A 20,703-nucleotide genomic window follows, 5' to 3' on the forward strand; every position below is an offset into this window, starting at 1 on the left:
GATGAATCTCATCCAGACACTCGAAGCCGAGCAGGTTGCCAAGCTCGTCGAAAAGCGCGCCATCCCCCAGTTCAAGGCCGGTGACACGCTCCGTGTCGGTGTGCGCGTCGTCGAAGGCGAGCGCACCCGCGTGCAGAACTATGAGGGCGTGTGCATCGCGCGCTCGAACCGCAGCATCAACAGCAATTTCACCGTCCGCAAGATCAGCTTCGGCGAAGGTGTGGAACGTGTTTTCCCGCTCTATTCGCCGTCGATCGAGTCGATCACCGTCGTCCGTCGCGGTGTCGTGCGGCGCGCCAAGCTTTATTATCTGCGCGGCCGCAGCGGCAAGTCCGCGCGTATCGCCGAGGAAAAGACCCGGTAATTTTCCACTTCGCGTTCGAAAGAGCCTCCTGCCCGCCGGCAGGAGGCTTTTTTGTTGGCCGCCCCTCCCCTACAAGCGCTGCATGACGACCGTTCCTGCTTCCGGCACGCTCGCGCGTGGTGTCCATCGCTTGCCCGTGCGGGTCTATTACGAGGATACCGACAGCTCGGGCATCGCCTATCATGCCAGCTACCTGCGCTGGTTCGAGCGCGGCCGCACCGAGATGCTGCGCACGATCGGCATCACCCACACCGAGCCCGAAACTGCGGCGGCCGGCTATTTCGCCGTCGCGAGCATGGATATTGTCTGGCACCGCCCTGCCCGGCTGGATGATGCGCTGATCATCGAAAGCCGCGTCACCCGCCTTCGCGCCGCCGCCGTGGTGCTGAAACAGGTCGTCGTTCATCCTGACGCAAGTCTTTGCACCGCATCAGTCACCGCAGCGCTGCTCTGCCCCGAGGGCCGGCCCCGCCGGTTGCCGAAGGGCTGGCACGACCAATTCCTCGCCCTCCAGCACGAAGCCGAAACCGCCTGATGGAACCTGTCATTGCAACCGCCACCGAGATCAGCCCCTGGGCGCTGTTCCTGCAGGCCGATATCGTCGTCAAGCTGGTGATGCTGGGGCTGCTCATGGCCTCGGTCTGGTCCTGGGCGATCATCTTCGAGCGCTCGCGTGCCATCCGCCGCATCAACCGCGAAGCCACCCAGTTCGAGGACTGGTTCTGGAAGGCGGAGAGCCTCGACGCGCTCTTCGAGCCGGCCACGCGCGCCACCCATCCCTCCGCGCGACTGTTCGTCTCGGGAATGAACGAATGGCGGCGCAGCCTGGCACGCGGGCGCTTTGACCGGGAAGGCATCCGCACACGCCTCGCCAGCACCACCCAGGTGAGCATCGGCCGCGAGATCGACACGCTGGGAGACCGGCTCAACATCCTCGCCACCATTGGCGCCGTTGCACCCTTCGTGGGGCTCTTCGGCACCGTATGGGGCATCATGCGCAGCTTCACCGCCATTGCCGCTTCGCAGAACACCACCCTGGCAGTCGTCGCTCCCGGCATCGCCGAGGCGCTTTTCGCCACCGCCCTCGGTCTCTTCGCCGCAATCCCGGCGGTGATCGGCTACAACCGCCTTCTCCACGGCGTCGGCCGGCTCGAAGCGCGCCTCGGCGCCTTTGCCGAAGAGTTCCAGGGCCTGCTCGGCCGCCAGCTCGACAGCATGGACAGCAAGTAGATGGCGATGATGTCCCCGGGCAAGCGCCGGCGCAACGCGCCGATGGCCGAGATCAACATCACGCCGATGGTCGATGTGATGCTCGTGCTGCTCATCATCTTCATGGTGACGGCGCCGCTGCTCGTTGCCGGCGTGCCGGTCGATCTGCCGGACAGCAAGGCCGGCGCGCTCCAGAATGACGACAAGCCCATCCAGCTCAGCCTCGATGCACAGGGGCGCATCTTTATCGACAGCCTCGAGATTCCTGCCGACGGCCTCGCCGAAAAGCTGGCCGCACTCCGCGAAGCACGCACCGACGAGGCGCGGGTCTATGTCCGCGCCGATCGTGGGCTCGATTATGGCGCAGTGATGCGCGTTGTCGGCGAAGTGTCGGCATCGGGCTTCCGCAAGGTGGCGCTGGTGTCGGACGGCGAAAGCAAGCCTGCCGGGCGCCGATGACGCTGGCTGCCGCCCGCCTGCCCCCGCCGCCGCCTGTGCAGGGCTCGGAAGGGCGTGCCCTGGCAATTGCCGGGGCGGCGCATGTGGTGCTGCTGGTGGCGCTGAGCTTCGGATGGCAATGGACCTCCACGCCGCTGCCGATGGTGGACGAGATCACCCCGGTGGAGTTCGTCGACATCGCCGATGCGCCGCGGGTGACCCGGCCGCCCGAGCCGAGCATCGAGGCCGCCCCGCAGGAAACAACCGCCCCCGAGCCGACGCCACCCGAACCCGCACCCGAGCCCGAGCCGGCACCGGTGCCCGATCCGGTGCCCACGCCGGATCCTGCCCCCAAGCCCGAGCCCCGGCCGCAGGCGAAACCAAAACCCACGCCGCCCAAGCCGGAAGCCAAACCGCTCGACACGCAGACGCTGAGCAACCTCATCAACAAGGCGCTTCCCAAGGCGCCGACCAAGCCGCTCAACACCTCCGATCTCGCCAAGACGATCCAGGCCGCCCAGCCGAAGAACGCCGCCATCGATCCGCGCGCCGCGGCCACGCTGGCCCAAGCGATCCGCGCGCAGGTCGCCCCCTGCTGGAACCCGCCGATCGGTGGAGCCGATGTGCGCAAGATGACCGTGCTCATCGGTGCCGAGTTCCAGCCCGATGGCAGCGTCGCCGGCAATCCGCGTGTCATCAGCCAGACCGGAACCAGCGGCCAGAACGGCGATTATGCCCGCGCCTTCGCCGAGACGGCGCGGCGTGCGGTGCTTCGCTGCTCACCACTCAAATTGCCCGCGGACCTTTACCCGCTGTGGAAATCGGTCGAAATCAATTTCGATCCCGAACAGATGACTTGAGCGATGCCCCGTTCTTTGGAGATGTCCATGCGTATCCCCCTCCTTCTCGGCGCCATGATGCTGGCCGCCCCCGCCAGCGCCCAGCTCAGGGTGGACATCAACAGCGGCATCAGCCAGCCGATGCCGATCGCGGTGCCGACCTTTCCTGCCGCAACCCCGGGCCAGACCGCAGCCGGCAGCACCGACGAGCTCGGCCAGCGCATTGCCGAGGTGATCGCCAATGATCTGCGCTCGTCGGGCCTGTTTCGCCCGATCGCCCAGGCCGCCTTCACCACCCAGGTAAGCAACGCCGATGTGCTGCGGCCGCAGTTCGCCGCCTGGCGCACCGTGGCAGCGCAGGCGCTCGTCACCGGCAATGTCACCGCCAACCCCGATGGCGGCATCACGCTCGCCTGCTACGCCTATGATGTGTTCGCCGGCGTCGAGCTCACCCGTCAGGGCTTCGTCACCACCGCCGCCGGCTGGCGGCGTGCCGCGCACAAATGCGCCGATCTGGTGTACAGCCGCCTCACTGGCGAGACCGGCTATTTCGACAGCCGCATCGTCTATATCTCCGAAACCGGCCCGCGCTCGAAGCGCATCAAGCGGCTTGCGGTGATGGACCAGGATGGTGCCGGCCACCGCTTCCTCACCTCGGGCCAGAACCTCGTGCTCACCCCGCGCTTCAGCCCCAGCCAGCAGCAGATCACCTATATGAGCTTCGAGGGCAATCGCCCGCGGGTATGGCTCTACACGCTCGGCACCGCACGGCAGGAGGCGATCAGCCAGAGCAGTGCCGGCCAGTTCCAGGGCATGAGCTTCGCACCGCGCTTTTCCCCCGATGGACGCACGCTGGTGTTCTCGATGGCTGTGAATGGCAACACCGACATCTACACGCTCGATCTGGGCTCGAAGCGCCTGGCCCGCCTCACCTCGCAGCCCGGCATCGAAACCTCACCGAGCTTCTCGCCCGATGGCAGCCGCATCGTCTTCGAATCCGATCGCGGCGGCACCCAGCAGCTTTACATCATGGGTGCCGATGGCAGTGGCCAGCAGCGGATCAGCTTCGGCGATGGCCGCGCCGCCTCGCCGGTCTGGAGTCCGCGCGGGGACCTGATCGCCTTCACCCGCTTCGGCGGCGGCCGCTTCGCCATCAACGTCATGCGCCCCGATGGCGGCGGCGAGCGCCAGCTCACCAACGGCTATCAGGACGAGGGCGCCACATGGTCCCCCAATGGCCGGGTCATCATGTTCCAGCGCTCCTCGCGCGGCGGATCGCCCGCCCTCTGGTCGGTCGATCTGTCCGGACAGAACGAACGCAAATTGCCGACACCACTCGGTGCATCCGATCCAGCCTGGTCGCCGTTGTTGGACTGAGCTTGCCGTTGCAGATTCCACAAGCTACACCATCCGTCGATACTTCAGAACATTTCGGCGTGTTATTGCAGAAGGAGAGTAGAATGTATTCGCGACATCTCAGCCTGGCCTCGGTTGCTGGCCTTGCCCTTCTCGTTGCCGCTTGCGGGCCCAAGAAGCAGGACCTGCCGCCTCCGCCGCCGCCCGCCACCGCGACGACTGCACCGACACCCACGCCCAGCGCCCCGATGACCGATCCTGCCGTAGGCAGCAGCCTGGTGCCCGGCAGCCTGGCCGATTTCATCGCCCAGGCCGGTTCGGACCGTATCCGTTTCGCCTATGACAGCTACGAGATCGACCAGACCGCCAGCGGCGTGCTCACCCGCCAGGCGCAATGGCTTTCGCAATATCCCAGCGTGCGCATCACGGTGGAAGGTCATGCCGATGAGCGCGGCACCCGCGAGTATAATCTGGCGCTCGGCGATCGCCGCGCCCAGGCCGCCAAGAACTTCCTTGCAGCCCAGGGTGTCGCAACAGCGCGCATCGCGACCATCTCCTATGGTGCCGAGCGCCCTGAGGCGGATGGCGCCGATGAAGCCAGCTATGCGATCAACCGCCGCGCCGTGACGTCGCTGGGCAACTGACGGCATCGCCCCTCTCCCGCATGCGGGGGAGGGGCTGCCCTTCCCAAATCCTGCAAAAAGCCCTAGCCGGCTGGCCATGCGCATCATCTTCATGGGCACGCCGGCCTTCGCCCTTCCGGCTCTCGAAGCCCTGCACGCAGCCGGGCATGATATCGTCGCGGCCTATACCCGCGCCCCACAGCCCGCCGGACGCGGCAAAACCCTCCAGAAAAGTCCCGTCCATGTCCGCGCAGAGTCCCTCGGCATCCCTGTACACACCCCGCGCACCCTGAAATCGCCCGAAGAACTGGCCGGATTTGCAGCGTTCGGTGCCGATGTCGCGGTGGTGGCAGCCTATGGCCTGCTGCTTCCACAGCCCATCCTCGATGCTCCGCCAGGCGGGTGCATCAACATCCACGGCTCGCTGTTGCCCCGCTGGCGCGGCGCCGCCCCCATCCAGCGCGCCATCCTCGCAGGTGACGAGACGACCGGCATCACCATCATGGCGATGGAAGCCGGGCTCGACACCGGCCCGATGCTGCTCGCCGAAGCCACGCCGATCGGCCGCAAGACCGCCGGGGAGCTGTTCACCGAACTGGCGGAGATGGGCGCACGGCTGTTGCTTCGCACGCTCGACGAGCGCCCTGCCCCGGTCCCGCAGCCCGATGGCGCCACCCATGCCCCCAAGATCGCCAAGACCGAGACACACCTCGATTTCCGCCAACCGGCAGCCACCCTGGACCGCGCCATCCGCGCCTTCAACCCGTCCCCCGGCGCCCATGCCATGCTGCTCGGCGAGCGGGTGAAAATCCTGTCGGCAGAAGTGCTTGCCGGCGCTTCCTCACCCGGAATCACAACCGATGATGCCTTCACCATCGGCACCGGCGAAGGCCTGCTCCGCCCCACCCGCGTGCAGCGCGCCGGCAAGCCCGCCATGGCCATCGCCGACATGCTGCGCGGCTGGCCAATCCCCGCCGGCACCCCGCTCGCATGAATCGCTACCGGCTCACGCTGGAATATGATGGCCGGCCCTTCATGGGCTGGCAGCGGCAGCATCATGGCCCCTCGGTGCAGTCAGCACTCGAGGATGCAGTCTTCGCCATCACCGGCGAGCGCACGACCGTCCACGCCGCCGGCCGCACCGATGCCGGCGTCCATGCACTCGCCATGGTGGCGCACTTCGACGTGGAGCGCGATCTCGCCCCCTTCCGCATGCACGAAGCGCTCAATGCGCGGCTACGCCCGGCCCCCGTCGCCGTCCTGGCCTGCGCACTGGCACCAGGCTTCCACGCCCGCTTCGATTGCGTGCGGCGGCGCTACCGCTATCACATTGCCAACCGCCGAGCCGATCTCACCTGGCAGCACGGCCTCGCCTGGCGGATAAGCCAGCCGCTCGACACCGACGCCATGCACGCCGCCGCCCGCCATCTGCGCGGCCGGCACGATTTCACCACCTTCCGCTCGATGGCCTGCCAGGCCGAAAGCCCCGTCCGCACGCTCGATCGGCTCGATGTGGTCCGCTCGGGCAACGACATCCACATCCATGCCGAAGCCCGCAGCTTCCTCCACCATCAGGTGCGCTCGATGGTGGGTTGCCTCAAATTCGTCGGAACCGGCCAATGGTCCGAGGCCGATCTGGTGGCAGCGCTTGCAGCGCGCGACCGCCAGGCGCTGGCACTCAACGCGCCCCCGGACGGGCTATGGTTCATGGGCGCCGATTACTGAGCGGACAACGCCGTCGCGGCAAAGCCGCGACTTGACGTCGGAAAGGTTCGGCCGGCGAAGGGCCGGCCGCCCTGCCGGCCGCGCGGCGCGCGAGTCGGTCGCCAGCTCCGCTGCCGCCGCGCCGCGCTCAGCGCCACCCCAGCGCCTCAGCCATCACATGAAAAATGACGTTCTGCTCGATCACGCCGCCCACCAGATGCGCCCGCGGTCCGGTGGCATAGAGCGCCACATCATCGCCGCCATGGCTTTCGCCGCTGGTGCCATAGGTCTTGGACGCCAGATAATTGGGGTCGTTGGGCGGCAGCTGGCGTGAGAGCGGCGGCGCCACGAAGGGGCCATTGGCATAGGTGAGCGTCGTCATCGGCTGGCCACGATCGTCAAGCGCATAGCCTTCGGGGCTGGTCGGCCCGCCGCCCTCGCCATCGCGCGAGCTCTTGATATAGCCGAGAATGTCGTTGCCGCGCTCCGGATAGCCGGCAAAGCTCAGCGTGTGCGAATGGTCTGCGGTCACCAGCACCAGCGTATCGTCGAGATCGACCGACTTGAGCACCGTCTCCACCGCGCGCGCAAACTGCTGAGTTTCAGAAAGCGCACGATAGGGGTTGCTGGCATGATGCGCATGGTCGATCCGCCCGCCCTCGATCATCAGATAATAGCCCTTCTTCGAAGCGACGAGCTTCTTCAGCGCAAACGCCGCCATCTCCGAAAGGCTCGGCTCCTTCGCCTTGTCGCGGTCCACTTCAAACGTCAGATGGTCCTTGTTGAACAGCCCCAGCACCGGCCCGGATGCCGTGGGATCGAGCGCCCGAAAGCCCCCGGCATCGCCCACGAAGCGCCCGGCGGGAAAGCGCGTCTTCCATGCCGCGATCAGGTCCTTGCCGTCATCGCGGCGCCCGCCGGCGGCTTCGGGAAGGAACTGGTTGGTGCCGCCGCCGAGCACCACATCGAGGCCGCCACCGGGCGCGAATTCGACAAGCTGGGTCGCGATATCCTTGCAGCCCTTGCCGCGTTCCGCCGTCGGAAAGCTGCGGTCCGCACCTTCCCAGTTGCGGTTCGGCACATGCGAAAACACCGCCGCCGGCGTCGCATGGGTGATGCGCGTGGTTGAAACGATCCCCACCGCCATGCCTTGCCCCTTGGCGATTTCGGCAAAGGTGCGCGGCCAGCTCGCGGGCTTGCCGCAATCATCGGCAGTCTGATTTGCGGCGAAGTTGATATAGCCGATCCGCGTCTTGATCCCGGTGTTGATCGCGCTTGCCGTGCCCGCCGAATCCGAAACCTGGGCATTGGTGTTGTAGGTCTTCACCAGCGCCAGATGCGGCAGCGTCTCGAAGCTCAGCACATTCTCCTCGCCGGTGCGGCGAGCGGTGCCGTCATCGGGATATTGGGCGGCAAATATCCGCGCCGCGGCAACGGTGGCCACGCCCATGCCGTCGCCGATCAGCAGCACCACATTCTTCGCCTTCTGCGGCCGGTGCACGACCTTGAGGCGGCTCTGCACCACCGCACGGCCCATCGCCCAATAGTCATCGCCCCTGGCAGGCGTGTCGAGCACCTGGGCAGACACATCGGTCGACACCAGCAGCGCCAGCCCCATGAAAATCGCACGCATCCGTCTCTCCCCGATTTCACATGCTGATGGCCGCCGCGTGTGACGCCCGTGTTACAGGAGTTTGATTTCCCGCAGCCGCTCCTGCAGAAATTCGTTCGCCGTGATCGGCGGCCAGTCGCTCGGCCCGCCAGGCATCGTCTCGATCAGATAATCGGGGCGGAAATGCAGGAAGAAGGGCGTGGAATAGCGCGCCACACTCGCCCGCTCGGGGGCGGGATTGATCACCCGGTGCGACGTCGAAGGCAACCGCCCGCCCGAAAGCCGCTGCAGCATGTCCCCGATGTTGCACACCAGGCTTCCTGGCGGGGCATCGATGTCGCGCCACTGGCCCTGGCGGTCGAGCAGCTGCAGCCCAGCCTCCTCGGCGCCGAGCAGCAGGGTGATCACATTGATGTCCTCATGCGCGCCGGCACGGATCGAGCCGCCCTCGCCACCCCGCAAGGGCGGATAGTGGAGCAGCCGCAGCACCGAATTGCCGTCGCGCACCGGATCATCGAAAAAGTCCGGCGCCAGCCCGAGATGCAAGGCAAGGGCTTTCAGCAGCTTGAGCCCGGTCACTTCAAGCGCATCGTAAAGGTCGAGCACCGCCGGCTTGAAGTCCGGCCATTCGCGTGGCCAAACATTGCCCGGCATCACATCTTCATGCGCATGGCCTGCGGGCAGCTCGCGCCCCACGTGCCAGAACTCCTTCAGGTCCCGCGCCGCCGCCCCCTTGGCGGTCTCGATCCCGAATGCCGTCATCCCGCGCTGGCCGCCGCCATTCGGCACGATATTAGCCGCCTTGGCGCCTTCATCGAGTGCGAAAAGCGCCTTGGTGGCGCCGAGCGCGCGGTTGATGACGCGGTCGGGAATGCCATGCTCGCTCACCACGGCAAAGCCGGTGCGGGCAAAGGCGTCGCCGAAGGCTGCAGCCGCGGCAAGCGGGTCGCTGTCCACAAGGCTGAGGGGGATGGGGTGAATGTCTGCCGCCGTCATGACCGCGTCCTAGCGCCATTCAGCCCGGCTCGCCAGCCTTGACACGGGGCAGCGTATTGCCTTGAAAGCACCTGACCGAGGGAGAGGTTGTCATGCGTATCTGGATTGTCCCCCTGCTCGCTGTCGTCGCGGCACCCGCGCTCGCCAAGCCGATTCCCTCAGCGGTGGCAGCGATGATCGAGGCGGCACGCAACGATCCTGCCAAGCTTGCAGTCGTCGCCGAGATGGCGCGCGCGACCAACCCCGGCTCGGTGCGCGAGATCAACGCCCGCATCGCAGCGATCAATGCCGATCGTGCCCGGGCACGCGAACAGGCGCTGGCAGAACAGCGCTACTACGAGGGGTGGAAGGGCTCGGGGGAAGTCGGCGGCTTCGCCTCGTCGGGCAACACCAACACGCAGGGCGTGGCGCTCGGCGTCAATCTCTCCAAGGAAACCCGCCAATGGAAGCACGCGGCACGCGGCTTCGTCGATTACCAGCGACAGGATGGTGTGGTCTCGCGTGAACGGTATCTCGCAAGCTACCAGGGCAACTACAATATCAACCCGTCGATGTTCAGCCTGCTGGCCGTCTCCTACGAAAAGGACGAGTTCTCCGGCTTCGAGCATCGCTTCTCGCAATCGCTCGGCATCGGGCAGAAGCTGGTCGCCGGTCCTCGCCTGCTCGCCACCGTCGAAGGCGGTCCTGCCCTTCGCCAGACGCAGTTCACCGACGGCCTCAACGAGACAAACTTCGCGGCACGCGTTGCCGGCAACGTGCGATGGCAGCTCAGCGAGCGCCTCAAGCTCACCGAGGACGCCAGTTATTTCTACGACGGCAACAACAACAGCCTGCAGGCGCTCACCGCCCTCAACGCCAAGATCAACGGCTCACTGACCGCGCGCCTGTCCCACCAGATCAACACCGAATCAAACCCGCCCCTGGGCCGCCGCAACAGCGACCAGGTGAGCCGCGGAACGATCGTCTATTCCTTCTGAGCATAAAAAAAAGGGCGGCTCCGGTGAAGGAGCCGCCCTGGTTCAAGTTTGTGTCGCGATCAGAAGCGAACGCGGGCGCCCACGCGGATCTGCCAGAGCGACTGGTTCTGGAACAGCGCCTGTGCCGGCTCGGTCACGGCAGTACCTGAACGGTTGCTATAGCGGTATTGTGCACATGCCTGGCCCGGCGTCGTGATGTTCACGCCATCTGGGGTCGCCGTTGAAACGCACGAGACGTTTACGAGCGTGCCATAATAGGGGAACGCCACCTGCCGCAGTGAGCCCCAGTTGCTGTTGACCAAGTTAAGCACATTTTCAATGTCACCGAACACTTCGAGCTTGCCGCCGAACACGAACGGTAGTTCTTGCCGAACCGAGATGTCGAGCTTGTTGAAGCGCGGACTGCGCCCGATGTTCTTCGGCGCAATCTGGCCCTGATACTTGTTTAGCTCAGTGTTCTGCACAACGCGCTGGAAACCGGCGAAATCAAAGCCGGGAGCATATTGCACCAGCGGATCGGCAGTCTGTGAAGCGACGTTAGGCACATAGATCAGGTAACGGCTGTTGCTCTGCACGGTGCCGAACACTGCCGAACGGTTGGGTGTCAGGTCGGCAAAGGTGTAGCTGAAACGCTGGCCCGCCCGGCTGTTGAAGAACAGTTCCACCCGGGTGTTGTTGTCGCCGAACAGCGCCTTGTCGAAGCCGACATTGAGGCGATAGGCATCGTCGATCTGATAGTTCGACGTGCCATAGGCGCCATTGTTGGAGTCGATGCCGGCCGCTGCGTTGCCATAGTTCGAGCCGGCCGTGGAGGATGTACCTGAATTGACATCCTTGGCACGCTGGAAGGTGTAGGCGGCGTTGAAGAAGAAGCCGTTCAGCCAACGCTTGTCGACGCGCGCCACAACGTTCCAGCTGTAACCGAGGTTGGTATTGGTCAGGAAGAGATCGGTGTTGACCCCGGCAGCGGCATTGAACGCCTGGTAGCGCTGCCGGCCGTCCGGGAGAGTGCCCTGCACGGTATTCGGCACCGAGCGCAGGTCGGTGTAGGTCAGGGCATTCTTCACGCGTGACCAGACGACATCGGCGCCGAAGTTCCAGTCGTCACCCAGGAAGCCGAGGTTGGCGGCATAATCGACGGTGCCGGCGATGCGCCACTGCGACGGGATCTGGAAGTTGGGATCAAGCACATTGGTCGTTGCCGCAGCCGATCCGCCGCCCTGGATGCCGTTGATCAACTCCTGCGGAATGCCCTGACCGCCCGTCACGTTGTTGAGGGCAAGCGCGCCAAGGCGGTTCTGCTCAGCCGCCGAAAGCGCAAGGCCGCCGATGGTGAAAGTCTCGACACCGTTGGTAACGACACGGTTGATATTGACACTGCCGAGCGTCGGCCCCGGGTTCGAATAGTTGTTCGAAATCCAGACGTTGGGGTTGCCGCCAGCAAACAGACCGGCCGAAGCGCGCACGTTCAGGCGGTCGCTCGGGGCCCAGGTTGCCGCCACGCGCGGCTGGAAGACCTGGCGACCGTTGAGCGAGGCATTGTTGGCAAAGCCGGTCCGCGCCAGGAAGTTCTCGTTGAACAGCGGCGTGTCGGGAGTCTCGTAAAGATCCCAGCGGAAACCGGCCGTCAGCGTCAGCGTGTCGGTCGCATTCCACACATCCTGAAGACCGAAGGTGTAGACATTGTTGGAGAACAGCGCCCGAACGGTGTCGATGCCGCCGCGCAGCGGTGCTGCAAAGGTCAGCGAGTTGGCGCGGCCATTCTGAAGATCGCCCAGCGAGTCGAAGCGGAAGTTGCCCGAGACGTTCTGCGCGAACAGGTTGTTGAAATCCTGGCCACGGCGTTCGGCAATGAGCTTCACGGTGTGGTTGTTCATCTTCAGCTGCGCCTGAAACTCGATGCCGAGCGTTTGCGCCGAAAGTTCATTGGCCTGACGCGAGACATCGGGGCCGAAGGAGATGCGCTGCTGGCCGGCAGGGCATGCGGGGGAGACGGGAACCGGCGTCGGCCCGGGCTGCAAGCAGACCTGGAACTGGCCAAAGTTCTTGTCACCGAACGGCTCCTGGAGCCGAACATAGTCATTGTAGCTGACCCGCAGCTGGGTCGAGAAGGTGTCGCTCCACTGGTCGTTCAGCTGGAACACACCATAGTGATTGATCGAACCCTGGTTGTAGTTGTTGGAGAACAGCGCGAGGGTGGCATTGCCGGTTGCGACGTTGGACACTTCGCCCAAGCCCGTCTGGCCCGCGAGCAGGCTGCCTTCATTGTAGATGTATGTGAGCGCGGCACGGTGGCCGTCGGCGATGTTCCAGTCGATCTTGGCGACGACCTTGTCATCACTCTCCTCGACATTGTTGGCAACCTGGCCCGCATCGAAGTTGTAGCGGCTGGTTGCAATCTGGTTGACCTGATCAATCTCGCCCTGCGAGATCCCGAGATCGATGGCCTGAACCGCCGAAGGCGTCGCGTCGCGCAGCCGCTCCCAGGTTACTGCGAAGAACAGCTTGTCCTTGATGATCGGGCCGGTCAGCTGCGCGCCGAAGATCTTCGATTCAAAGTCTCGAGGCCTGTCGATGCCACGGGTCTTGGTGCCGGCAAGGCTGTCCGACGAATAGGTGAAGAAGCCCTGTGCCGTGAAGTTGTTGCCGCCAGACTTGAGCTGCGTGTTGATGGCGCCACCCTGAAAACCACCCTGCTGGATGTCGACCGGCGCGATCTCGACGGTGAATTCTGCAATTGCATCGAGCGGGACTGGACCGCGTGCCGATGCAAGGCCGCCGGCTTCGAGGCCAAACGGATCGCCGAACTGAATGCCATCGACCGAGATGCGATTGAAGCGGTTGTTCTGGCCGGCAATCGAAATGGCGCCGCCATTGGTGGGGTCGAGCGAAACCAGCGGGTTGCGCACAGCCAGGTTGCGGATGTCGCGATTGACCGTCGAAATGCCGCGAATGTCTTCGGCAGTCAGCACGGTTGCGGGGCCGCTGGCGATCGAGATCGTGGAGCGCTGGCGGGCGGCCGTCACCGTGATCGTCTGGCCGACTTCGGCCATGTATACGGTGATGCGCTGCGGCGTGCCGGCCGCCAAGCTGGCAATCGTCTCGCTGGCTGCATCATAGCCATCCGCGCTGACGTCGATGCTGTACGGGCCGCCGATGCGCAGGCCGGACGCATTGAAGTTGCCCGAAGCATCGGTCGTCACCGTTGACCGCGTTCCCGAAGGCGTGTGGATCATCAGAACCGTTGCATTGGGAATGCCGACACCGGCACCGCTGGCCACCTGCCCGCGGATGCTCGATGCCGTGTCCTGCGCATGGAGCGCCATTGGAGCAGCGAGGGCGGCGAGCGCGCAACCGATCCGAAGATAACGCATGTTGTAGACCCCTGGGTTCTGGCTCGAAGAGCCGCTGACAAAAAGTGCCGCCGAACTGGCTTGCTGGCGGGAGATTCGATGGCCCCCCTTTCAACCGGTTGTGTGACATTTTCTTTACAGCGCGATGGTCAGTTTGTGACGATTGCCTTCCAGCGGGAGATTGCTGCACGCTGTTGCAGTGCGGCAACAGTTCGGCAGCGTTTTGCGGCGCTGCAGCGGGGGGTGAAACCATCGGGCTGCGCGGGGGGCCAAGGCAAAGCCGCGTCCTGACATCAGGCGAGCTCGGCTGGCGAAGGGCCAGCCGCCTCGCTGGCTGCGCTTGCGCGAGACTCAAGACAGCTCCGCTATTTTGTGCCGCACTGCGCGTGGGCGGTGACGGGCTCGAACCGCCGACCCTCTCGGTGTAAACGAGATGCTCTACCAACTGAGCTAACCGCCCCACGCTGCCCCGCCATAGCCAGCCGGCGATTGCCCCGCAAGCGCAGCGCGTCTATTCGTGTGTCATTGGCAACGATGCGGAGATCACAATGCTCGACCGGCTGTTCCTGCAACACCCTCGAACCGTCGGCGAAAGCTATTTCGAGCATATGGGTGCAGCCCTCACCGTCGGCGGCCGCATGTTCGTCGCCAGCCTGAAGTGCGTCGTCCATGCGTTCGTGCCGGCCTGGTGCAAGACCAGCGGCTCGGATGCCATCGTCAAGCTGCACGGCGAGATCGCCCCGCGCCGCTACGACCAGCCGACCTTCTGATGACCTTTCATCCCGCCCGCCTCGCCCGCCTCGAAGCCCATCTCGCCGAGAAATATGTCACGCCCGGCCGCCTCGCCGGCACCCTCACCCTCATCGCCCGCCACGGCGAAGTCGAGCATCTGGGCGTCCAGGGCCATGCCGATCTCGAACGCGGCAAGCCGATGGCCGAAGACACGATCTTTCGCATCTATTCCATGACCAAGCCCATCACCTCGGTGGCGCTGATGATGCTGGTGGAGGAAGGCCGCATCGCGCTCGACGAGCCGGTGCACAAGTATATCCCCGAATGGAAGAACCTCGGCGTCTATGTGGCGGGCACCCACAAGGTCGGCTTCCAGACCAGGCCCTGCACCCGGCCGATGCAGGTCGTCGATCTGCTCCGCCACACCGCCGGGCTCACCTATGGCTTCCAGCTGCGCAGCAATGTCGATGCCGCCTATCGCGCCCACAAGATCGGCGAGATCGAAAAGGCCGGCTCGCTGGCGGACATGATCGCCGGGCTGGCCAGGCTGCCGCTCGAATTCTCCCCCGGAGAGGCGTGGAATTATTCGGTCGCCACCGATGTCGTCGGCTGGCTGGTGCAGGTGGTCAGCGGCCAGCCGTTCGAGGCGTTCCTGGCAGAGCGGCTGTTCACCCCGCTCGGCATGGTGGACACCGGCTTCCATGTCCGCGAGGGCCAGGCGCATCGCTTCGCAAGCTGCTACCAGCCGACCCGCACCGGCGGTATCGAGCTGCAGGACGATGCCGCCACATCGAGCTTTCTCTCGCCCGCCGAATTCATCTCCGGCGGCGGCGGGCTGGTTTCCACCGCGCAGGATTACCTCCAGTTCGCCCGCATGATCCTGCACGGCGGCTCGCTCGGCGGCCACCGTTACCTCAGCCGCAAGACCATCGACCTGATGATCGCCAACCATCTCCCCGGCGGCGTCGATCTGCCCGCCCTGTCACGCTCGCTCTTCTCCGAAGCCGCCTATGAGGGCGTCGGCTTCGGCCTCGGCTTTGCGGTGAGCACCAGTGCCAGCCGCACGCTGATGCCGGGATCGGACGGCGACCATTTCTGGGGCGGGGCGGCGAGCACCTTCTTCTGGATCGACCCCGAAGAAGACCTGATCGGCATTTTCATGACCCAGCTCATCCCCAGCAGCACCTATCCGGTCCGCCGCGAAGTCCGCACCCTGACCTACGCCGCCCTCGACGATTGATCTTTTTCGGGCGCCCTGTCTGAATCGCCCCGTCTCGCCACTCATCCGTTCAGCGCCCCGGAATCATCCGGCGGTGTGGACGGAGACGATCCCATGGTCCGAACATGCATCCTCGCGGCAGCGCTTGCAGCCGCCCCCTGCCAGGCGGCCGAATTTACCCTGCTCATACACGAAAGCCCCGGCGAACTCGCCAAGCGCAGCGACACCGGGCCGGCGGGCAACGCCTATTGGCAGGGCTTCGCCGCCGCCGGCGGTACTCTCGCCAAAGCCGGCGCGCTCAAGGGTGGCGCTGCACTCGAACCCTCCAGCGCACCCGATGAGCGCGGGCTCATCCTCGGCGGTTATTTCATTGTCGAGGCTGCAGATGCCGCCGCTGCGCGCGCGCTTGCCGGCAGCCTGCCGGCAGCGCGCGGCGGGCGCATCGAAGTCATCGCCCACGCGCCCGCCAAAACCGGCATGTAACTCGACAAACCCGCGATTCCGGCAAAGGATAGTATGATGCAATTCGCCCTTCTCTACAATGAAACGCCCGAGGAACAGGGCCGCCGCGACACCGCCGATGCCCCCGCCTATTGGGGTGCCTGGAGCGCCTATATGGGCGCCATGGCGGCCGCCGGCGTGATGCACAGCGGCCAGGGGCTGCTGCCGCCCGCCACCGCCACAACATTGCGCACTGCCGGCGGCAAATGGCAGGTGCACGATGGCCCCTTCGCCGACACCAAGGAGCAGCTCGGCGGCTTCGTCATTCTCGAAGTCCCCGATCTCGATACCGCCCTCGAATGGGCCGCGCGCGCCCCCTGTGCGGGTGCCGGTTCGGTGGAAATCCGCCCGGTGATGCCGCCACCTCCGGCAGGCTGAGCATGGAGGCGCGCCGCATTGCTGAAGATGCGGCGCGCACCGCTTATGGCCGGCTGCTGGCGCTGCTCGCGAGCCGCTCGCGGGACATTGCCGCCGCCGAAGATGCACTCGCCTCGGCCTTTGCCGCAGCACTCCAACACTGGCCGGTGTCCGGCGTGCCGGCCAATCCCGAAGCCTGGCTGTTCACCACTGCCCGCCGCACTCTCGGCGCCGCCCGCGCCCGCGCCGCCACCGCGTCTGCGGGCGAGGCCATGCTGGCGCAGCTCGCCGAAGAGCGTGCCGAAGCCGCGATGCCCGACTTCCCCGACAAGCGGCTGAAGCTGCTCTTCGTCTGCACCCACCCCGCCATCGCCGAAGCCGCCCAGGCGCCGCTGATGCTGCAAACCGTGCTCGGCCTTGATGCGGCGCGGATCGCGGCGGCGTTTCTCGTCACTCCCGCCGCCATGGGACAGGCGCTGGTGCGTGCCAAAGGCCGCATCCGCGCGGCCGGCATCGCCTTCACCGTCCCCCAGCCCGATGTGCGACCCGCCCGGCTCGCGGCCATCCGAAGCGCGATCTACGCCGCCTATGGCACCGGTTGGGAGGCGCTCACCACCGCCGATGGCCGCCTCGCCGGGTTGGCACAGGAGGCGGAGTATCTGGCGCGGCTGCTGCTGGCGCAGCTGCCCGACGACCCGGAATCGGCCGGCCTGCTGGCGCTCATCCTGTTCTGCGAAGCGCGGCGCAGCGCCCGGCGCGACAGCAATGGCGACTTCGTGCCCCTGTCACGGCAAGATCCGAAATCATGGTCCATGCCGCACATCTCCGAGGCCGAAGTGCTGCTCCGCGCTGCGGCCCGGCACCACAGCCCCGGCCGCTTCCAGTTGGAGGCCGCGATCCAGTCGCTCCACAACCATCAGCGCATGACCGGCGAGCCGCTGTCCGCACCCCTGCTCGGGCTCTACGACCGGCTGCTCGCAGTCGCCCCCAGCATCGGCGCCGCCATCGCCCGCGCTGCCGCTCTCGCCCAGGCCGGGGAGCCCGCAGCGGCCCTGGCCGCGCTCGATGCCCTGGCCGCGCGCTGCACCAGCCATCAACCCTGGTGGGCCGCCCGCGCCCGCGCCCTCCATGCCAGCGGCAAGAGGGACGCCGCGCAGCTTGCAGCGGCGCGCGCAGCGGGGCTCACCACCGATCCGGCAGTCCGCGCCTATCTGCTTTCAAACAAATTCTTCAGCGATTGAATCCTTGCTGCCACGAGAGCCGACCCCCACAAAGGCGGCAGAACAGCGGAAGGACATCAGCATGACCGACTATACCCCGCCAAAAGTCTGGACCTGGAACAAGAATTCCGGCGGCCAGTTCGCCAACATAAACCGCCCGATTGCCGGCGCCACGCATGACAAGGATCTTCCCGTCGGCAAGCACCCGCTGCAGCTCTACTCGCTCGGCACGCCCAACGGTCAGAAAGTGACGATCCTGCTCGAGGAGCTGCTCGCCGCGGGGCATGCCGGGGCGGAATACGACGCCTGGCTGATCAACATCGGCAAGGGCGAGCAATTCGGCTCGGGCTTCGTCGCCGCCAACCCCAACAGCAAGATCCCCGCGCTGGTCGATCACAGCACCGCCCCACCGACGCGGGTGTTCGAGAGCGGCAGCATGCTCGTCTATCTGGCGGAGAAGTTTGGCAGTGCCTTCCTGCCCACGAGCGGCACCGCGCGCAGCGAAACCTTCAACTGGCTGTTCTGGCAGATGGGCAGTGCCCCCTTCCTCGGCGGCGGCTTCGGGCATTTCTACGCCTATGCGCCGATCAAGATCGAGTACGCGATCGATCGCTATGCCATGGAAGTGAAGCGCCAGCTCGACGTGCTCGACCGCCACCTTGCCGAAAACGAATTTCTGGCCGGCAGCGAATACACCATCGCCGACATGGCCACCTGGCCCTGGTACGGCCTCGTCGTCACCTCGGGCGCGTACAACGCTGCCGAATTCCTGTCGGTGCACGAATACAAAAACGTCATCCGCTGGGCCGAAGCGATCGCCGCCCGCCCTGCCGTAAGGCGCGGCCGGATCGTCAACCGCACCTTCGGCGAGCCCTCGGCGCAACTCCACGAACGCCACGACGCGTCGGACTTCGACTTGCGGACGCAAGACAAGATCGGGGAGAAGAGCACCAGCGGCTGAGCGTCTGGACAGCCTGCCAAATCGTCATCCGTTGTCCGCCCTACGCTTGGCGACCTCCGCGAGCAAACCGGCCAAAACACTGCGCGAAAAGCTGAGGGTCACGCCATCTGGAATGCAGGGGCCGATGCTGGGCGTGAGTTCTCGAAACGCCTCCTGCTCGGCAGCGGTCCCGGCGTCGGCGAGCAACAGCGCATGAACGGCAGCCGGTTGCGCGTCGAGGATACAATTGCCCAACTGACGTAATCCCACATGAAGTGTCCGCTTTTCGGCAGGCATTCCCGCATCGGTAACGTCGCTGGCCCAGTCAGGTGCCGCACCGAGTACAGGGAGTGCTTTCGCATGGGTCTGCACATATGCGGCCTTGAAAACCGCTCCCCTAAGCAACTCTTCCTGGAACTTGAGCGACACTGTGCTGAAGCCGGCGGGATGCAGACAAACGTCGCCCGAGCCAGACACCTACTTTCCTATATCACGGGATATGAGGGCATCTGACATAATCGACTTTGCTATATCGGGGTGCACCTGAAGCAAGCAACGACCAAAATCATCGAGCACTTTTCGTCCGACACTCGCCTTGTTAACCCTGCCGATCGAAGCAGGCACGACGGCTGCCGGCCCCGGCTTTATGGTTGGAGCGGGAACTCTCTGCGCGGAACATACGCTGGCCGACAGCCAGAAGCCAATTACGATTCCTCGACCGACAACTCGCACAATGGTCATGTTCCTCCCCCTTAAGCGAACATTTCGTCAAGACTAATTTATCAGAGCAAGAACACGTCAACAAGTCTGCGCAAAGTCGGCACGCATTTCTTCATTGTTACGGAGTGGCGAGTTGTCCAGTTTTTGAACAATTGTATGGCAAGTGTGCCGAATGAGAACCGGGCCGCGGCATAGACCTCAACATCGGTCGTCCTGCATATAAGGCAACAGCCTATTCCGCAGCGACCGCCAGCCCCGGCACCGCCACAAACCCCTTGCGCTTCGCAATCCGCCGCTCGATTTCCGGGCGGAAGTGGCGGATCAGCCCCTGCACCGGCCAGGCCGCGGCGTCGCCCAGCGCGCAGATGGTATGGCCTTCGATCTCGGTGGTCACATCGAGCAGCATGTCGATCTCGCGCGGCTCGGCGTCGCCCGTCACCAGCCGCTCCATCACCCGCCACATCCAGCCCGTACCTTCGCGGCACGGCGTGCACTGGCCGCAGCTCTCGTGCTTGTAGAAATAGCTCAAGCGCGCGATGGCGCGCACGATATCGGTGGACTTGTCCATCACGATCACCGCCGCAGTGCCGAGCCCTGACTTCAGTTCACGCAGACCATCGAAATCCATGTGTGCGTCGGCAATCTCGTGCGCCGGCACCAGCGGCACCGACGAGCCACCGGGGATGACCGCAAGCAGATTGTCCCAGCCGCCACGGATGCCGCCGCAATGCGTCTCGACGAGATCGCGGAACGTAATGCCCATCGCCTCTTCAACGACGCAGGGCTTGTTCACATGGCCCGAAATCTGGAAGAGCTTGGTGCCCTCGTTCTTCGGGCGGCCGATCCCGGCGAACCATTCCGGCCCGCGCCGCAGGATGGTCGGCACCACCGCGATCGACTCGACATTGTTGACCGTTGTCGGGTTGCCATAGAGCCCCGCGCCGGCGGGGAACGGCGGCTTGAGGCGCGGCTGGCCCTTCTTGCCCTCGAGGCTTTCGAGCATCGCAGTCTCTTCACCGCAGATATAGGCTCCGGCACCGCGGTGGACGACCACATCGAAATCATAGCCCGAGCCACAGGCATTCTTGCCGATCAGTCCTGCCGCATAGGCCTCGGCAACCGCGGCAAACAGCGTCTCGGCCTCGCGGATATATTCGCCGCGGATATAGATGAATGCCGCCGAGGCGCGCATGGCGAAGCCGGCAATGAGTGCGCCCTCGATCAGCTTGTGCGGATCGTGGCGGATGATCTCGCGGTCCTTGCAGCTGCCGGGCTCGCTTTCGTCGGCGTTGATGACGAGATAGCTCGGCCGGCCGGGCGCGGGTGCCTTGGGCATGAAGCTCCACTTCATCCCTGTCGGGAAGCCCGCACCGCCGCGCCCGCGCAGCCCGCTGGCCTTGATCCGGTCGATGATTGCATCGGGGCCATCGGCGAGCAGTGCCTTCGTCTCTTCCCAATCGCCACGCGTGCGCGCCGCACCGAGCGCCCATGGCTTGAAGCCATAAAGGTTGGTGAAGATCCGGTCCTTGTCAGCGAGCACGCG

21 protein-coding genes and 1 tRNA gene are annotated in these 20,703 nt (G+C 65.3%); 16 read left to right on the top strand and 6 right to left on the bottom strand.

Annotated features, from left to right (window positions below; all coding sequences use genetic code 11):
• Position 1: 1 nt before the first annotated feature.
• The 9 genes from rplS (at position 2) to truA (ending at position 6,554) form a co-directional block, all read left to right on the top strand.
• Positions 2–364: a 50S ribosomal protein L19 gene (gene rplS, locus FHS79_RS07875; protein ID WP_184197976.1), complete on the top strand. Its 363-nt coding sequence runs from the start codon at positions 2–4 to the stop codon at positions 362–364.
• A gap of 82 nt (positions 365–446) precedes the next feature.
• On the top strand, positions 447–899 hold the full coding sequence (locus FHS79_RS07880; RefSeq protein ID WP_184197979.1) for a YbgC/FadM family acyl-CoA thioesterase: 453 nt from the start codon (positions 447–449) through the stop codon (positions 897–899).
• Positions 899–1,594, top strand: a complete 696-nt coding sequence (tolQ, locus tag FHS79_RS07885) for a protein TolQ (RefSeq protein ID WP_184197982.1) — start codon at positions 899–901, stop codon at positions 1,592–1,594. Before FHS79_RS07880 ends, tolQ begins: the two co-directional genes overlap by 1 nt.
• Entirely contained in the window at positions 1,595–2,032 is a 438-nt protein-coding gene (locus FHS79_RS07890; protein ID WP_184197985.1) for an ExbD/TolR family protein, read from the top strand. It begins immediately after the preceding gene.
• Positions 2,029–2,871 carry a hypothetical protein gene (locus FHS79_RS07895; RefSeq protein WP_184197988.1) on the top strand — a complete coding sequence of 281 codons (843 nt, stop codon included), beginning with the start codon at positions 2,029–2,031 and terminating at the stop codon, positions 2,869–2,871. The genes FHS79_RS07890 and FHS79_RS07895 overlap by 4 nt, the downstream gene beginning before the upstream one ends.
• A 27-nt stretch (positions 2,872–2,898) precedes the next feature.
• Entirely contained in the window at positions 2,899–4,227 is a 1,329-nt protein-coding gene (gene tolB, locus FHS79_RS07900) for a Tol-Pal system beta propeller repeat protein TolB (protein WP_243452749.1), read from the top strand.
• A gap of 83 nt (positions 4,228–4,310) precedes the next feature.
• Complete coding sequence (gene pal, locus FHS79_RS07905; RefSeq protein WP_184197994.1) at positions 4,311–4,850, top strand: peptidoglycan-associated lipoprotein Pal; 540 nt, start codon at positions 4,311–4,313, stop codon at positions 4,848–4,850.
• A 76-nt stretch (positions 4,851–4,926) separates the two neighbouring features.
• On the top strand, positions 4,927–5,823 hold the full coding sequence (gene fmt / locus FHS79_RS07910) for a methionyl-tRNA formyltransferase (protein WP_184197997.1): 897 nt from the start codon (positions 4,927–4,929) through the stop codon (positions 5,821–5,823).
• Positions 5,820–6,554 carry a tRNA pseudouridine(38-40) synthase TruA gene (gene truA, locus FHS79_RS07915; RefSeq protein WP_184198000.1) on the top strand — a complete coding sequence of 245 codons (735 nt, stop codon included), beginning with the start codon at positions 5,820–5,822 and terminating at the stop codon, positions 6,552–6,554. Before fmt ends, truA begins: the two co-directional genes overlap by 4 nt.
• A gap of 127 nt (positions 6,555–6,681) precedes the next feature.
• Here truA and FHS79_RS07920 read toward each other — a convergent pair whose 3' ends face one another.
• Both FHS79_RS07920 and FHS79_RS07925 read right to left on the bottom strand, forming a co-directional pair.
• The gene (locus FHS79_RS07920) at positions 6,682–8,166 is read right to left on the bottom strand and encodes an alkaline phosphatase (RefSeq protein ID WP_184198003.1); all 1,485 of its coding nucleotides are present in this window, start codon (positions 8,164–8,166) and stop codon (positions 6,682–6,684) included.
• 51 nt (positions 8,167–8,217) lie between these two features.
• Positions 8,218–9,141, bottom strand: coding sequence for an isopenicillin N synthase family dioxygenase (locus tag FHS79_RS07925; protein ID WP_184198006.1), 924 nt, complete (start codon positions 9,139–9,141; stop codon positions 8,218–8,220).
• A gap of 92 nt (positions 9,142–9,233) precedes the next feature.
• Here FHS79_RS07925 and FHS79_RS07930 point away from each other — a divergent pair, with 92 nt between their 5' ends.
• A complete protein-coding gene (locus tag FHS79_RS07930; RefSeq protein ID WP_184198009.1) occupies positions 9,234–10,118 on the top strand; it encodes a DUF481 domain-containing protein in 885 nt (294 codons plus the stop codon).
• Positions 10,119–10,177: 59 nt separating this feature from the next.
• On the opposite strand, the gene FHS79_RS07935 is transcribed toward FHS79_RS07930, so the two are convergent.
• Together FHS79_RS07935 and FHS79_RS07940 are read right to left on the bottom strand one after the other, a co-directional pair.
• Positions 10,178–13,492, bottom strand: coding sequence for a TonB-dependent receptor domain-containing protein (locus tag FHS79_RS07935; RefSeq protein ID WP_184198012.1), 3,315 nt, complete (start codon positions 13,490–13,492; stop codon positions 10,178–10,180).
• A gap of 366 nt (positions 13,493–13,858) precedes the next feature.
• Positions 13,859–13,931: transfer RNA gene (locus tag FHS79_RS07940), tRNA-Val, on the bottom strand.
• An 88-nt stretch (positions 13,932–14,019) separates the two neighbouring features.
• On the opposite strand from FHS79_RS07940, the gene FHS79_RS07945 reads away from it, so the two are divergent.
• The 6 genes from FHS79_RS07945 to yghU all read left to right on the top strand — a co-directional run bounded on the left by FHS79_RS07945 (position 14,020) and on the right by yghU (position 18,461).
• Positions 14,020–14,241, top strand: a complete 222-nt coding sequence (locus FHS79_RS07945) for a DUF6356 family protein (RefSeq protein WP_184198015.1) — start codon at positions 14,020–14,022, stop codon at positions 14,239–14,241.
• The gene (locus FHS79_RS07950) at positions 14,241–15,443 is read left to right on the top strand and encodes a serine hydrolase domain-containing protein (RefSeq protein ID WP_184198018.1); all 1,203 of its coding nucleotides are present in this window, start codon (positions 14,241–14,243) and stop codon (positions 15,441–15,443) included. The genes FHS79_RS07945 and FHS79_RS07950 overlap by 1 nt, the downstream gene beginning before the upstream one ends.
• Before the next feature lie 93 nt (positions 15,444–15,536).
• Positions 15,537–15,905, top strand: a complete 369-nt coding sequence (locus tag FHS79_RS07955; protein WP_184198021.1) for a YciI family protein — start codon at positions 15,537–15,539, stop codon at positions 15,903–15,905.
• A gap of 36 nt (positions 15,906–15,941) precedes the next feature.
• A complete protein-coding gene (locus tag FHS79_RS07960) occupies positions 15,942–16,301 on the top strand; it encodes a YciI family protein (RefSeq protein WP_184198024.1) in 360 nt (119 codons plus the stop codon).
• Positions 16,302–16,303: 2 nt separating this feature from the next.
• A complete protein-coding gene (locus tag FHS79_RS07965; protein WP_184198027.1) occupies positions 16,304–17,521 on the top strand; it encodes an RNA polymerase sigma factor in 1,218 nt (405 codons plus the stop codon).
• 61 nt (positions 17,522–17,582) lie between these two features.
• Positions 17,583–18,461 (top strand): glutathione-dependent disulfide-bond oxidoreductase, encoded by an 879-nt coding sequence (gene yghU, locus FHS79_RS07970; protein WP_184198030.1) that lies wholly within the window; start codon positions 17,583–17,585, stop codon positions 18,459–18,461.
• Between the two features lie 24 nt (positions 18,462–18,485).
• Here the strand turns inward: yghU and FHS79_RS07975 are convergent, their stop codons facing one another.
• Positions 18,486–18,917: a hypothetical protein gene (locus tag FHS79_RS07975; protein ID WP_184198033.1), complete on the bottom strand. Its 432-nt coding sequence runs from the start codon at positions 18,915–18,917 to the stop codon at positions 18,486–18,488.
• 475 nt (positions 18,918–19,392) lie between these two features.
• The gene (gene nuoF, locus FHS79_RS07980) at positions 19,393–20,700 is read right to left on the bottom strand and encodes an NADH-quinone oxidoreductase subunit NuoF (RefSeq protein ID WP_184198036.1); all 1,308 of its coding nucleotides are present in this window, start codon (positions 20,698–20,700) and stop codon (positions 19,393–19,395) included.
• Positions 20,701–20,703 lie beyond the last annotated feature (3 nt).

It is taken from the genome of Polymorphobacter multimanifer (assembly GCF_014205635.1).
Taxonomy (GTDB): Bacteria; Pseudomonadota; Alphaproteobacteria; order Sphingomonadales; family Sphingomonadaceae; genus Sandarakinorhabdus; species Sandarakinorhabdus multimanifer.